11 protein-coding genes are annotated in these 12,781 nt (G+C 69.8%); 6 read left to right on the plus strand and 5 right to left on the minus strand.

What is annotated here, in order from left to right; all coding sequences use genetic code 11:
• The first annotated feature begins 2 nt into the window (after window positions 1-2).
• The 5 genes from AB2U09_RS13820 to AB2U09_RS13840 all read left to right on the plus strand — a co-directional run bounded on the left by AB2U09_RS13820 (window position 3) and on the right by AB2U09_RS13840 (window position 7,237).
• Window positions 3-1,028, plus strand: a complete 1,026-nt coding sequence (locus AB2U09_RS13820) for an alpha-ketoacid dehydrogenase subunit beta (protein WP_459193310.1) — start codon at window positions 3-5, stop codon at window positions 1,026-1,028.
• Between the two features lie 3 nt (window positions 1,029-1,031).
• Entirely contained in the window at window positions 1,032-2,726 is a 1,695-nt protein-coding gene (locus tag AB2U09_RS13825) for a dihydrolipoamide acetyltransferase family protein (RefSeq protein ID WP_459193311.1), read from the plus strand.
• 69 nt (window positions 2,727-2,795) lie between these two features.
• Window positions 2,796-4,220: a dihydrolipoyl dehydrogenase gene (gene lpdA, locus AB2U09_RS13830; protein WP_459193312.1), complete on the plus strand. Its 1,425-nt coding sequence runs from the start codon at window positions 2,796-2,798 to the stop codon at window positions 4,218-4,220.
• Window positions 4,221-4,372: 152 nt separating this feature from the next.
• Window positions 4,373-6,367, plus strand: a complete 1,995-nt coding sequence (locus AB2U09_RS13835) for an alpha/beta hydrolase family protein (RefSeq protein WP_459193313.1) — start codon at window positions 4,373-4,375, stop codon at window positions 6,365-6,367.
• Between the two features lie 90 nt (window positions 6,368-6,457).
• Window positions 6,458-7,237, plus strand: a complete 780-nt coding sequence (locus AB2U09_RS13840; protein ID WP_459193314.1) for an SDR family NAD(P)-dependent oxidoreductase — start codon at window positions 6,458-6,460, stop codon at window positions 7,235-7,237.
• 15 nt (window positions 7,238-7,252) lie between these two features.
• Here AB2U09_RS13840 and AB2U09_RS13845 read toward each other — a convergent pair whose 3' ends face one another.
• From AB2U09_RS13845 to AB2U09_RS13865, 5 genes are all read right to left on the minus strand, one after another.
• The gene (locus AB2U09_RS13845; protein ID WP_459193315.1) at window positions 7,253-7,813 is read right to left on the minus strand and encodes a DUF3267 domain-containing protein; all 561 of its coding nucleotides are present in this window, start codon (window positions 7,811-7,813) and stop codon (window positions 7,253-7,255) included.
• Window positions 7,804-8,055: a hypothetical protein gene (locus AB2U09_RS13850; protein ID WP_459193316.1), complete on the minus strand. Its 252-nt coding sequence runs from the start codon at window positions 8,053-8,055 to the stop codon at window positions 7,804-7,806. The genes AB2U09_RS13845 and AB2U09_RS13850 overlap by 10 nt, the downstream gene beginning before the upstream one ends.
• A gap of 63 nt (window positions 8,056-8,118) precedes the next feature.
• On the minus strand, window positions 8,119-9,024 hold the full coding sequence (locus AB2U09_RS13855; protein WP_459193317.1) for a winged helix-turn-helix domain-containing protein: 906 nt from the start codon (window positions 9,022-9,024) through the stop codon (window positions 8,119-8,121).
• A 102-nt stretch (window positions 9,025-9,126) separates the two neighbouring features.
• Entirely contained in the window at window positions 9,127-10,740 is a 1,614-nt protein-coding gene (locus AB2U09_RS13860; RefSeq protein WP_459193318.1) for an alpha/beta hydrolase, read from the minus strand.
• 68 nt (window positions 10,741-10,808) lie between these two features.
• Entirely contained in the window at window positions 10,809-11,819 is a 1,011-nt protein-coding gene (locus tag AB2U09_RS13865) for a formylglycine-generating enzyme family protein (RefSeq protein ID WP_459193319.1), read from the minus strand.
• A 494-nt stretch (window positions 11,820-12,313) separates the two neighbouring features.
• Between AB2U09_RS13865 and AB2U09_RS13870 the strand changes: the two genes are divergently transcribed.
• Window positions 12,314-12,724 carry a hypothetical protein gene (locus AB2U09_RS13870; RefSeq protein WP_459193320.1) on the plus strand — a complete coding sequence of 137 codons (411 nt, stop codon included), beginning with the start codon at window positions 12,314-12,316 and terminating at the stop codon, window positions 12,722-12,724.
• The last annotated feature ends 57 nt before the right edge of the window (window positions 12,725-12,781 follow it).

A 12,781-nucleotide genomic window follows, 5' to 3' on the forward strand; every position in this document is an offset into this window, starting at 1 on the left:
CCATGAGTCGAACTACCGACACCGAGAGCGACGCCGAGGTATCGAGCGGCGAAACGGAGAGTCTGACGCTGGTCCAGGCCGTCCGCGACGGGCTGGCGACCGAGATGGCCCGCGACGACCGCGTCGTCGTGATGGGCGAGGACGTGGGACAGAACGGCGGCGTCTTCCGCGCCACCGAGGGCCTGCTCGACGAGTTCGGCGAGGACCGCGTGGTCGACACCCCGCTCGCCGAATCGGGCATCGTCGGCACCGCCATCGGCATGGCCGCCTACGGCCTGCGCCCGGTCCCGGAGATCCAGTTCATGGGGTTCATCTACCCGGCCTTCGACCAGATCGTCTCGCATGCGGCGCGCCTGCGGACGCGCTCGCGCGGCGAGTTCACCTGTCCGCTCGTGATCCGGGCGCCCTACGGCGGCGGCATCCGCGCCCCGGAGCACCACTCCGAGTCCAAGGAGGCCTTCTTCGTCCACGAGCCGGGGCTCAAGGTCGTCATCCCGAGCACGCCCTACGATGCGAAGGGGCTGCTCGCCTCCGCGATCAGGGACCCCGATCCGGTGATCTTCCTCGAACCGAAGCTGATCTACCGGGCGTTCCGCGAGGACGTCCCGGCCGACGAGTACACCGTGCCGCTCGGCGAGGCGGCGGTCCGCCGGGAAGGGTCGGACGTCTCCGTGTTCACCTGGGGCGCGATGACCCGTCCGACGATGGAGGCCGCGGAGAACCTCGCCGGCGAGATCGACGTCGAGGTCGTCGACCTGCGGACGCTCTCGCCGCTGGACGAGGAGGCCATCGTCGAGTCGTTCAAGAAGACCGGCCGCGCCGCGGTCGTCCACGAAGCGCCGAAGACCGGCGGGCTCGCCGGCGAGATCACCGCGACCATCCAGGAAGAGGCGCTGCTGTACCAGGAGGCGCCCATCGAGCGCATCACCGGCTTCGACGTGCCGTACCCGCTGTACGCGCTGGAGGACTACTACCTGCCGGAGCCGGAGCGCATCGAAGACGGCATCAGGGACGCCTTCGAGTTCTGACGCATGGTCCGCGAGTTCAAGCTGCCGGACGTGGGCGAGGGCGTCGCCGAGGGCGAGCTGCTGGAGTGGCACGTCGAGCCCGGCGACGCGGTCACGGAGGACCAGGTCGTCGCCGAGGTCGAGACGGACAAGGCCGTCGTCGACGTGCCCTCCCCCGTCAACGGCACCGTCCGCGAGTTGCTCGCCGAACCCGGCGACGTCGTCCCCGTCGGCGAGGTGATCATCACCTTCGACGTGGAGGGCGAGGTCGCGGAGAGCGAACAGGACGCAACCGCCGACACCGAAACGAGCGCGGTCTCCGAGGAGTCCGCGACGGTCGGCGACTCCGAGAAAGCCGTCGCCGAGGAGTCGAGCGGCGGGTCCGAAACTGCTGGGTCATCCGTCAACGGACAGGGCGGCCGCATCTTCGCCGCGCCGAGCGCCCGGCGACTGGCGCGCGAACTCGGCGTCGACATCGCCGCGATCGACGGCTCCGGACCGGGCGGCCGGGTCAGCGAGGCCGACGTCCGCGCTGCGGCGAAAAGCGGTGACGAGGCCGGTGAGACCGGCGAATCAGAACGCGACGACGGCGGCAAGCAGCTGAAATCCGCCGTCAGCCGTATCGGCGACGACGGCGACGGAACGTCGAGCACGAGCGGCGGCCTCAAATCCGCCGTCTCACGGATCGACGACGGTGAGAGCGGCAGTTCGAGCACGACGACAGAGGCGAGTGCGGCGCAGTCCCTCGAAGCGGCCGGTCGCGAGCGGACGCTTGCGGCACCGGCCACGCGGAGCCTCGCGGACGAACTCGGCGTCGACATCGACGACGTGCCGACCGACGAGATGCGCGACGGCGAGCCGTACGTCGACGAGGCAGCCGTCCGCGAGTACGCCGAGGCTCAGCAGCAGGCCCAGGCCGCCGACGCCGAAGCCCTCGCGGGCGCGGAGAGCGCCGGCGAAGCGGGGCCGCCGACGACGACAGCAGAGAGCGGTGCCGGACCCGACGCCGTCGAGGCCGTCGAGGGCGACCGGCGCGAGCCCTACAAGGGCGTCCGCAAGACCATCGGCGAGGCGATGGAGCGCTCGAAGTTCACCGCGCCGCACGTCACGCACCACGACAAGGTCGACGCGACGGCGCTGGTCGAGGTCCGCGAGAAACTCAAACCCCGCGCCGAGGAGCGCGGCGTGAAGCTGACCTACGTGCCGTTCGTCATGAAGGCCGTCGCCGCGGCGCTGGACGAGCACCCCGTCCTCAACACGCAACTCGACGAGGAGAACGGGGAGATCGTCTACAAGGCAGACCACAACGTCGGCGTCGCGACCGCGACCGACGCCGGGCTGATGGTCCCGGTCGTGAAGGACGTCGACGGCAAGGGGCTCCTGCAGTTGGCCTCGGAGACGAACGAACTCGTCTCGAAGGCCCGCGAGCGCTCGATCGCCCGCGACGAGATGCAGGGCGGCACGTTCACGATCACCAACTTCGGCGCCATCGGCGGCGAGTACGCGACGCCGATCATCAACTACCCCGAGACGGCCATCCTCGGCCTCGGCGCTATCGAGGAGCGCCCGATGGCGGTCGACGGCGAGGTCGTGGCCAGGGACGTGCTGACGCTCTCGCTGTCCATCGACCACCGGGTCGTCGACGGCGCCGACGCCGCGCGGTTCGTCAACACGCTGAAGGAGTACCTCGAAGACCCGACGCTGCTGTTGCTGGAGTAGGCGGCGGACGTCTCGCGGCCGCGTCGCCACACCTGCCTCTTTTTACGCGGGCACTCCTCTCCCCCGACAATGGTCGTCGGAGACGTCACTACTGGAACCGACGTACTGGTCATCGGCGCGGGGCCGGGCGGCTACGTCGCCGCCATCCGCGCCGGGCAACTCGACCTGGACGTGACGCTCGTCGAGAAAGACGCCTACGGGGGGACCTGCCTCAACTACGGCTGCATCCCGTCGAAGGCGATGATCTCGGCGACGGACGTGGCCCACGACGCGGGTCACGCCGAGGAGATGGGGATCTACGCCGACCCCGCCGTCGATCTACAAGGCATGGTCGAGTGGAAGGACGGCGTCGTCGACCAGCTCACCGGCGGCGTCGAGAAGCTCTGCAAGGCCAACGGCGTGAACCTCGTCGAGGGCCGCGCGGAGTTCGCCGGCGAGCACAAGGCCCGCATCGTCCACGGCGGCGAGGGCCAGGGCTCCGAAACCATCGAGTTCGAACACGCCATCGTCTCGACGGGCTCGACGCCCATCGAGGTGCCGGGCTTCGAGTTCGACGGCGAGCACGTCCTCTCCTCGCGACAGGCGCTCGCGCTCGACGCTGTGCCCCAGAGCATAGTCGTCGTCGGCGCCGGCTACATCGGGATGGAGCTCTCGACGGTCTACCAGAAGCTCGGCTGCGACGTGACCGTCGTGGAGATGCTCGACGACGTGCTCCCGGGCTACGAGGACGACGTCGCGCGCGTCGTCCGCGAGCGCGCCGAGGATCTGGGCGTCGACTTCTACTTCGGCCAAGCCGCCCAGGAGTGGGAGGAAGCCGGCGACGGCATCACGGTCCGCACCGAGAACGAGGACGGGGACGTCGAGGAGTTCGGCGCCGAGAAGTGCCTCGTCGCCGTCGGCCGCCGACCAGTCACGGACACCCTGAACCTCGACGCCGTCGGGCTCGAGCCGACGGAGAACGGGTTCCTGGAGACCGACCACGAGGCCCGGACGGACGTCGAGCACGTCTTCGCCGTCGGCGACGTTGCCGGCGAGCCCATGCTCGCGCACAAGGCCAGCGCCGAGGGCGAGGTCGCCGCCGAGGTCATCGCCGGCGAGCCCTCCGCGCTCGACCACCAGGCCATCCCCGCGGCCGTGTTCACCGACCCCGAAATCGGCACCGTCGGGATGACCGAAGCCGAGGCCGAGGAGGCCGGCTTCGACCCGCTCGTCGGCGAGTTCCCGCTGCGGGCGAACGGCCGCGCGCTCACCCACGGTGAGGACGAGGGGTTCGTCCGCGTCGTCGCCGACGCCGACAGCGAGTTCGTCCTCGGCGCGCAGGTCGTCGCCCCCGAAGCCTCGGAACTCATCGCGGAACTCGCCCTCGCCGTCGAGATGGGCGCCCAGCTCGAAGACGTCGCCGCAACGGTCCACACCCACCCCACCCTCTCCGAGGCCGTCCGCGAGGCCTGCGCCAACGCGCTCGGTGAAGCCGTCCACACGCTGAATCGGTGACCTCCGGACCGCCCTGACGGCCGTTTCTGTCGCGATTCGTCGGTCACGGCGCACGCTGTCGCTGTAGCGCGAGGGCAAGGCCGTCTCCCCGTGCCACGCTGTGACGCCCCTGAACAATCCTTATGTCCGCGTCGAGCGACCGCACGGGGTGTATGGACGGGTTCGACGCCGCCGTCGACGGGTACTTCGACGTCGAGGATCAGCTGTCGCGCTATCTCCTCCGACGAGCGGAAGCGAAACTCGGGAGCAGCGGGAGCGGGACGCTGGACGACGTCGAGTCGCGGGCCGACGCCGAGTCCCACCGAGAGCGGATCCGCTCGTTCCTGACGGCGAGTATCGGCGGGCTCCCCGACCGCCCGGCCGATCTGGCCGTCGAGACCACCGGCCGCCGCGAGAGCGAGGGGTACGCCGTCGAGTGCGTGACGTTCGAAAGTCGCCCAAACTACCACGTGACCGCGAACTGCTACGTGCCCGACGACGACGAGCCGCATCCGGGGATCCTCTTCCTCTGCGGGCACGCCGGGCCGGCCAGAGAAGACGAGTGGAACCAGCGAGCGTGCGTCGCCCTCGCGAGAAACGGGTTCGTCGTGCTCGTCGTCGATCCGCTCGGACAGGGGGAGCGACGGCAGTATCGAGACCTGGACCACGACGACGCGGAAGTCCGCGGTGGCGGTGGGGTCTTCCCGCACAGCTACGCCGGGCAGAAGTGCTTCTACGCCGGAACGAATCTCGCCCGGTACGTGATCCACGACGATCAGTGCGCGCTCGAATACCTCTGCGGGCGCCCCGACGTCGACGAGGGCAGGATCGGCGTCACGGGGACCTCCGGCGGTGGCCTGCAGACGATCTATCTCTCCCTGCTCGATGACCGCGTCGACGCCGCCGCGCCCTGCTGTTCGGTCTCGGCGCGGTACGAGCAGCTGAAGACCGGGAACCGGACCCACGCCGAGCAGGCGCTCGTCGGCAGCGCCGACCGCGGGATCGACTACGACGACCTCCTCGCCGCCCTGGCGCCGCTCCCCCTCTTCGTCGGTGCGGCGGCTCACGACCGATACTTCCCCATCGAAGGCACCCACGACGCACTCGACCGCGTCCGGGACGTCTACGCCTGCTACGGCGCCGAAGACGAGGTCGACCTGACCGTCGCCGACGCCCCCCACTGCGCCGTGTGGGAATTTCGCGACGACGTATTCGAGTGGCTTTGCGACCGGCTCGACGCCGGCGGGTACCGGCCCGTCGACGACCCGGCACCGCTGGACGAGTCCGCAGTACGCTGCACCGAGGCGGGGAACGTACTCGACGAATACGCCGACGAGCGGACGATCGACGACGTGATAGCGGCCGACGTCGCTGCGAGGTATCCCGACGCGGGGGCGAGCCCGCCGGTCGACGACCGTTGCGATTACGGCGAGCAACTGCGGGCGACCGTCGCGGAACGCTTCGGCCTCGATCGGGAGGCGTGCGACCTGTATCCGCGGGTGGTTCACCGAACGACGGAAGACGGGCTGGACGTCGAACGCGTCTGGTTCAGGACCGAACGCGACCCTGACGCCGTCGTCGCGGGCGTCCTCGTATCGGATCCCGAAACCGAGGCAGAGTCGCCAGCGGTCGTTCTGTTCGACCGCGGGACCGCGGAGCTTCCGGAACGGAGGGAGAGAGTCACTTCCCTCGCGACCGAGTACGGAACGGTGCTGGTGTTCGACCCGCGCGGCGTCGGCGCCGTTCGCAACCGAACGATCCCGGTTCCGGTCTGGGCGGACGACTACTTCGGCGTCTTCGGCACCGAGTTCAAACTCGCGAACGACGCGCTGCTGCTCGATACGTCGCTCCTCGCGATGCGCGTCTTCGACGTGCTCCGGGCCGCGGCCGTTCTCCGTTCGGAGACCGGCGCCGCGCAGGTCTCGTTCGTCGGCGAGGGGGTCGGGAGCTATCACGCCCTGTACGCGGCGGCCGCCGCGGAGAACGTCGCCCGCGTCGACCTCTCGGACCTCGGACCGAGTTTCTACGAGATGGCGACGCGCCGGGAGGTCCCGTTCGACTCACGGCTCACCGTCGCCGACGTGATCGGTGACTGTGACCTCCCTTACCTCCTGGCGGCGCTCGAACAGCGCGGAGTCCCCGTCGACCAGGCGACCAGCGAACGGTAACCGCGCCGGACGGGACTCCTCCGCGATTCCGCGGATTCCGAAATCGGCCGCGAAACGAACCCCCAAGTCCCACCGCGCCGACTGGGACGTATGCCACTCGATTACTCCCACGCGCCGGTCACGGTCGAGGACAAGACGGCGGTCCTGATCGGGGCGACGAGCGGGATCGGTCGGGCGATCGCGCTCGGTTTCGCCGAAGAAGGCGCCGACGTGGTCGCAACCTCCCGCGACGAAAAACGAGTCGCCGACACCGCCGAGGAGATCCGGAACAGAGGCGCTGAAACACTCGAAGTGACCTGCGACGCCACCGACCGCGAGGACGTCACCGCGCTCCGCGACGCAGTCCTCGACGAGTTCGAGACAATCGACATCCTCGTCTACGCGCCCAGCTACATCGCCCGCGAACCAATCGACGAGGTCACAGAAGACCAGTGGGACGACGTCTTCGACGTACAACTAAAGGGAGCCTACCGGGCGACGCAGGTCTTCGCCGAGACGATGGACGAGGGATCCATCCTCCACATCGCGTCGGCGTCGGCCGAGAGCGCGATCCCGAACCTCGCAGCCTACTCCGTCGCCAAAGGCGGACTCGACACGCTCGTCCGCGTCGCCGCGGAGGAGCTCGGCCCGGAGATCCGGGTCAACGCCGTCCGGCCGGGCTTCATCACCAGCGAGCAGACCCAGGGGACCTACACCGAGGGCGAACCGCGCTTCGAGACGATCACAGACCGGACGACCCAGGAGCGGCTGGGTCGCCCCGAGGAGATCGCGGGCGCGGCGATCTACCTGACGAGCGACGCGGCGAGCTACACGACGGGAGAGATCGTCACCGTCGACGACGGGTTCCTCTCGGCGACGTTCGAGGAGTAGAACCGCAGAGATCCCTCACGGAGTAGCGAACGCCGGATCGGCCGCGGTGTCCGGCGCCCGCACCGTATCGATCAGTTCGCGCACGTCGGGACCGGTGAGCAGGATTCCGACGAGGCCGACGAACAGCGCGAGCGGTGTGCCGGTCGCCAGCGCCCACGCGGCGGGCGCGACACCGAGCAGGACGCCGGGCGCCGCGACGCCGACGAGATACGCCGACCAGCGGATCGGGCCGTCCGGGTGGACGGAGACGCGGATGGGATCGATGCCGCCCGGGAACAGCGACGCCTCGACGGTCACGTCGCGCCACGACCCCGCGCCCAGCAGCGCGTAGGCGAGGGCGTGGACGGCACCGTGGAGCGCGACCACGCCGGCCATCACGACGAACTGGAGCAGGTCACCGCGAGGGCCGAGCGCCGCCGTGTAGTCGAGGTACCGGTCGAGTCCGTAAGCGGCCAGATAGGCGCCAGCGAACGCGGCAGCGACGGCGAGTGGGACCGCCGCCGTGCGCGCCGTCCCCCACGCGTCCTCGTCGCACTCGGGGTCGGGATCCGGGTCGGCGTACATAGTCACCCACATACCCCGGCGTAGCCGCGGCGGCGCAACAACGCCAGCAGTGTCAGCTGGCCGTACAGCAGGACGAGCGCGATGGGGAACAGCGACAGCGCCGTGTGGAAATTCGAGAGCGGCAGCAGCGCCGCGATCTCGTTTGCGGCGACGACGGTGATCGCGCCGATGTACAGCAGCGGCGAGGCCGCCATCCGCTTCGCCTCGGCGACCAGGCCGCGGAGGCCGTCGGTCGCAGTACCGTTCGATGCCATACGAGCGGCTACCGCCGCCGCCCACTTCAGCGCTCGGCGAACGAGATTTCTATTCGCCGGCTGTCAATTCTCCTCGCGGACGGTAACGCGCCCGCCGTCGTCGACCGAGACTTCGAGCGTCTCGTCGTCGAGTGTGACCGAGATCTCGACCTGAAGCGGGTCGGTCTCGGCGACTGAGACCGTCGACTCGTCGGCGACGAACGCGGGTTCCCAGACGAACAGGTCCGCAAGCGGGCGGTCGTGGCGGCGGTAGAACGCTTCCACGGCGGGGTCGACGAGCAGGCAGAAGCCGACCGGTCCGGCGAGGGGTGCGCCGCAGGTGTCACAACGAACGCGGAGTCGCGGCGTCGGAGTTTCGTCGGGATCGACGACGGCCGGATCGACCGACGCGGAGCACTCCGGGCAGATGCCCGCCAGCGTGCGCTCGATGGCCTGCCGGGCGAACAGTTCGGCGCGGGAGACGATCTCGGGGAGCGACGCACCGGCGGCCGCGGCGGGCGGGACGCTCCAGTTGAACAGGGCGTGGTCGTTCTCACAGGAGACCGCGCAGTACCCGTCCTCGTAGACCGCCACGGCCCGGGCGTCGCAGAGCGAACAGTCGCTGTCGAGCGGTTCCGGCCCCCTCGACCCGCGGTCGGTGTAGGTGCCGGCGAGGATGGCGGCGACGATCTCGAGACCAGCGTGCGTCAGTCGGTAGCCGCCGTCGGCCTTGCGGACGAAGTGGTCGCGGAGTTCGTTCAGGTGGTAGCGAAAGCGCCCCGAGTCGCGCACGTCGACGCGCTTGCGCAGGTCCGCGAAGCCGACCGATTCCGCGGCCGACTCGCGGTGGAACCCGGCCAGCGCCCGGAGGATGTCCACCCGGAGCGGATCCGACAGCGCCGCGAACGCCTCCGCGGGCTCGACGCGCGAGTCGTGCGTCCCGGACCCCTCGTCGCCGCGCCCGGCGGACTCGCCGTCGGATGGGCTCACGGCCGCGACACACGGGAGAGTTCCCGTCGCATACTCGACGGTTCGCGGCCGACGCTCACAAGTCCATCGGCCGGACGTGACCGAGTTAGATGCCAGTGGAAGCTACAACCCGGTCACCCAGTCGGCCAGATCCGTCACGAGGGCCCCCTCGACGTTGTCGGGGAAGAAGTACTCGTTCGTCAGCGAGGGCTCCGTTCCAGTGTGGAACAGGTGCGAACAGTCGGGATAGCGTTCGAAGCGGTGGGCGTCGGGGTCGTCCAGCCCCTCGCGCCAGCCCGACAGCGCTGGGTCGATGGGGATCTGGAAGTCCCGCCCGCCGTGGGCGACGAACAGCGGCGCGTCGACGCGATTCGCCGTCGCGATCTGGTCGTACTCGTAGAACGACTTCCACCAGATTCCTGGCAGCGGACCGATCTCGCGGTCGTCGGCGACGGAGCCGTCCTCGACGGCGGACATCAGTCGCTTCACCGCCGAGAGCTGGCGCTGCTCCCGCGCGGAGAGGCCGCCCTGGACTTCGAAGATGTGTTCGACCTGTCCGGGATAGACCTCGGTGAACGGGCGAGCGTTGCCGGCGAGGACCGCCGCGCCCGCAACCGACCCGTCGCGTTCGGCGATGCGCGGGGCACAGGCCGCACCGACGCTGTGGCCCGCCACGACCGTCCGATCGGGGTCGACCTCGGGCTGGTCGCGCAGGACGCCCAGCGCGTGGACCGCGTCGTCGACGATGATGTCGTCGATGGCCCACTCCGCGCGCGCCACGTCACAGGCGTGCGTCCGCTTCTCGTAGCGCAGGACGGCGACGCCGCGGCTGGCGAGCCCCTGCGCGAGGTCGCGGTAGGGCTGGTTCGGGCCGATGGTCCCGTCGCGGTCGTGTGGCCCGCTTCCGTGGACGAGGACCACGCCGGGGACGGTGTCTCCACTGTCCGTAGCGGTCGCCGTCTTCGGTCCGGCAGTTGCCGTCGCCGTCCCGTCGGTCGCCGTGGCCGTCGATCCACTGCCGTCGCCGCCTGGAACCGTCAGCGTCGCCGGGAGCGAGCACCCCTCGGGTTCGAGCGCCAGCGTTCGTTCGGTGAACGCCGACTCGTCGACGTATTCGGGCGCGGAGTACTCCCCGGGGAACCAGAGTCCGGCGACCTGTCCCGCATCGTCGACGACGAGTTCGATCGGCTGGCGCCGCTCGGCGCAGTCGACGGGGACGACGAGCGTCTCCCTGCCGTCGCGAGTGTCCGACTCCACGCTCCCGACGGACTCGACGGCACCGTGCTGGGCGGTGAGGCCGAGCCAGTAGCGTTCGAGCGTCGACCGCGGCATCTGCGACGCGAGGTCGGCCGCGAACAGGGAGTGCGCGGCGTCGAACTCGCCCGAGCGGAGGTGCGCGACGAACTCGCGGGCGGTCTCCCGACTCGCGGGCGTGGACGCGGTCGTCGTCTCAGTCGCAGTCGCCGTTCCAGTTGCCGGCGACGACGTCGGGGTGGTCGTGGCCGTCGGTGTCCCGCTGGGCGGCGCGGTCACCGTCGGCGTGGGCGTCGGTTCCGGGGTGGACCCGGAGGTTTCGGTCCCGGTTCGACCCGACGCCGGCGGGTCCGTACCGGCACCGGACGTGTCGTTACAGCCCGCGAGCCCGCCGGTCAGCGCGATCCCAGCGACCGCTCGGAGGAGCGTTCTGCGCGACCGGGTGTCCGCGGGGGAGGGTTGCTTTGGGTCTGACTCCGTCATCAGATCGACCGAACGGCGGCGGGCACTTCAGCGTGTGGCGAACGCGATTTCTATTCAGAACTCGACAGCTATTGGGCGTCGACGACGCAGCGGAAGCCGAGGTTGCCGGTGGAACTCTCGGGGTCGTTCTTCGACCGGGCGGCCAGCCGGTAGCGGTTGCACCACGACTCGTGACAGAGGTGCGACCCGCCGCGCATCACCCGTTCAGTTCCCGCGTCCGGGCCGGTGGGGTCCACCGGATCGTAGGCGGCGGTGGTGTGGTGGTCGGCGCTGAACCAGTCGCGACACCACTCCCAGACGTTGCCGCAGACGTTGTAGATCCCGAACTCGTTGGCCTCGTAGGCGTCCACCGGCGCGGTGGCGCGGTAGCCGTCGGCGGCGGTGTTGCGGTCGGGAAACTCCCCCTGCCAGACGTTACAGCGGTGTTCGCCGTCGGGTTCGAGGTCGTCACCCCACGGGAAGCGAGTGCCCTCGCGGCCGCCGCGAGCGGCCCGTTCCCACTCGGCCTCGGTGGGGAGGCGCTTGCCCGCCCAGTCGGCGTAGGCCGCCGCGTCGGCCCACGAAACGTGGGTGACCGGGTGTTTCAGCAGGCCGTCGTCGACGACGCTCGAACTCGGGCCGTAGGGGTGGAACCAGTCTGCGCCCGTGACGGCGAGCCACCAGTCCGCACCGGGGACCCGGTCCCGGGCGTGCTCGCGGTCCGCCTCGGCCACGAAGTCCTCGAAGACGAACGACCAGCCGAAGCGCTCGGCGTCGGTGGTGTAGTCGGTGTCGCGGACGAACTCCAGAAACTCGGCGTTCGTGACGGCGTAGCGGTCGATGTAGTAGGGCCGCGTCGTAACCTCGCGGGCAGGCCCCTCGCCGTCCTCGGTGAATCCCACGTCCTCGTCGGTGCCCATCCGGAAGGTGCCCCCGTCGATGCGGACCATGCGGTCGATGCGCTCGTCGTCGTCGGTGACGGGTTCGGTCCGCCAGTCCTCGGTCGACGCGCAGGGCTCGGCCGTGGCATCGTGGGTACCGGTCGCGGCGTCGCTCGTCTCGCGTCCCGGGCTACAGCAGGCGTGGTCGTCCTCGCTCACGGGCGCGCTTCGACCGGTGCGGAGTAAACGGTTTGGGTGCTCCGAGTAGTTGGAGCGGAGAGTACAGCGACTGCAGGAGACAACACCGGCGAGAACAGCGTGAAAGCCCCCGCTCGCTCCGGTCGCGCGCCTCGCTGCGCGCTTCGCTCACTGCGTTCGCTCCAGTGCTTACGTCGTCGTGCTTCCCGGAGCGAGCGGCCCCTTTCATTCCCACCCATGTCGGCTGGTTGGTCAGTCTGTGCGGGTGGGAACGAAAGGGGCTGCCGTCTCGACGAGCCCCGGGGACGAAAGCACCGCAGGGAGTGTAACGACCGAGGAGCGCAGCGACCCGCGGGAGTCGAGACGGCGGGGGCTTTCACGCTGTTAGCGGGCTCGATCACGAGTGCAGTCGCGGGAATCACAGCGGTTCCACGCAGTCTATCAGCACCCACGGGTCCACGGATTCTAGACCCACCTAGGCGGGGATTTAATGGCGCAGGGGGCATGGTAGCGGTATGGACATCCGGGACGCAGTCGAGGCGGACGCGGAGCGGCTGGCGGAACTCACGGCGTCTCCGCAGGACGTAATGCGGAACCTGGTCCACGACCGGACGGTCCGCGTCGCGACGGCCGACGCGGAAACCGAGGGAGACGAGGCGATCGAGGGGTTCGTGAGCTACGACGCGCGCGAGGACACCGTCCATATCACACAGCTCGAAGGGACGGACGGCGTACGTGGGCGGCTGCTCGAAGAGCCGATCCGGTTCGCGAAGTCCGAGGGGATGTCCGTCGAACTGCTCGTCCCCGAGGCCGAGAGCGAGACTCGCGAGTCCGCCGAGGACGCGGGGTTCGAACACGCCGGGTCCGGCCCCGCGTTCGAGGGGGAGCCGACGGTCCGCTATCGGCTCGACCCGGGATCGGAATAGTCCGCGATTACGGCTCGATACGGGCGCGCTACGCGGTCGCTACTCGACGTATACTTT

The organism is Halosimplex yunnanense (assembly GCF_054504345.1).

What these genes read in the sequence shown, in the direction of transcription:
- AB2U09_RS13835 (WP_459193313.1), top strand. Translation starts at nt 4,373, where the DNA reads ATGGACGGGTTCGACGCCGCCGTCGACGGGTACTTCGACGTCGAGGAT.
- AB2U09_RS13840 (WP_459193314.1), top strand. Translation starts at nt 6,458, where the DNA reads ATGCCACTCGATTACTCCCACGCGCCGGTCACGGTCGAGGACAAGACG.
- AB2U09_RS13870 (WP_459193320.1), top strand. Translation starts at nt 12,314, where the DNA reads ATGGACATCCGGGACGCAGTCGAGGCGGACGCGGAGCGGCTGGCGGAA.
- AB2U09_RS13825 (WP_459193311.1), top strand. Translation starts at nt 1,032, where the DNA reads ATGGTCCGCGAGTTCAAGCTGCCGGACGTGGGCGAGGGCGTCGCCGAG.
- AB2U09_RS13820 (WP_459193310.1), top strand. Translation starts at nt 3, where the DNA reads ATGAGTCGAACTACCGACACCGAGAGCGACGCCGAGGTATCGAGCGGC.
- AB2U09_RS13850 (WP_459193316.1), bottom strand. Translation starts at nt 8,055, where the DNA reads ATGGCATCGAACGGTACTGCGACCGACGGCCTCCGCGGCCTGGTCGCC.
- AB2U09_RS13860 (WP_459193318.1), bottom strand. Translation starts at nt 10,740, where the DNA reads ATGACGGAGTCAGACCCAAAGCAACCCTCCCCCGCGGACACCCGGTCG.
- lpdA (WP_459193312.1), top strand. Translation starts at nt 2,796, where the DNA reads ATGGTCGTCGGAGACGTCACTACTGGAACCGACGTACTGGTCATCGGC.
- AB2U09_RS13845 (WP_459193315.1), bottom strand. Translation starts at nt 7,813, where the DNA reads ATGTGGGTGACTATGTACGCCGACCCGGATCCCGACCCCGAGTGCGAC.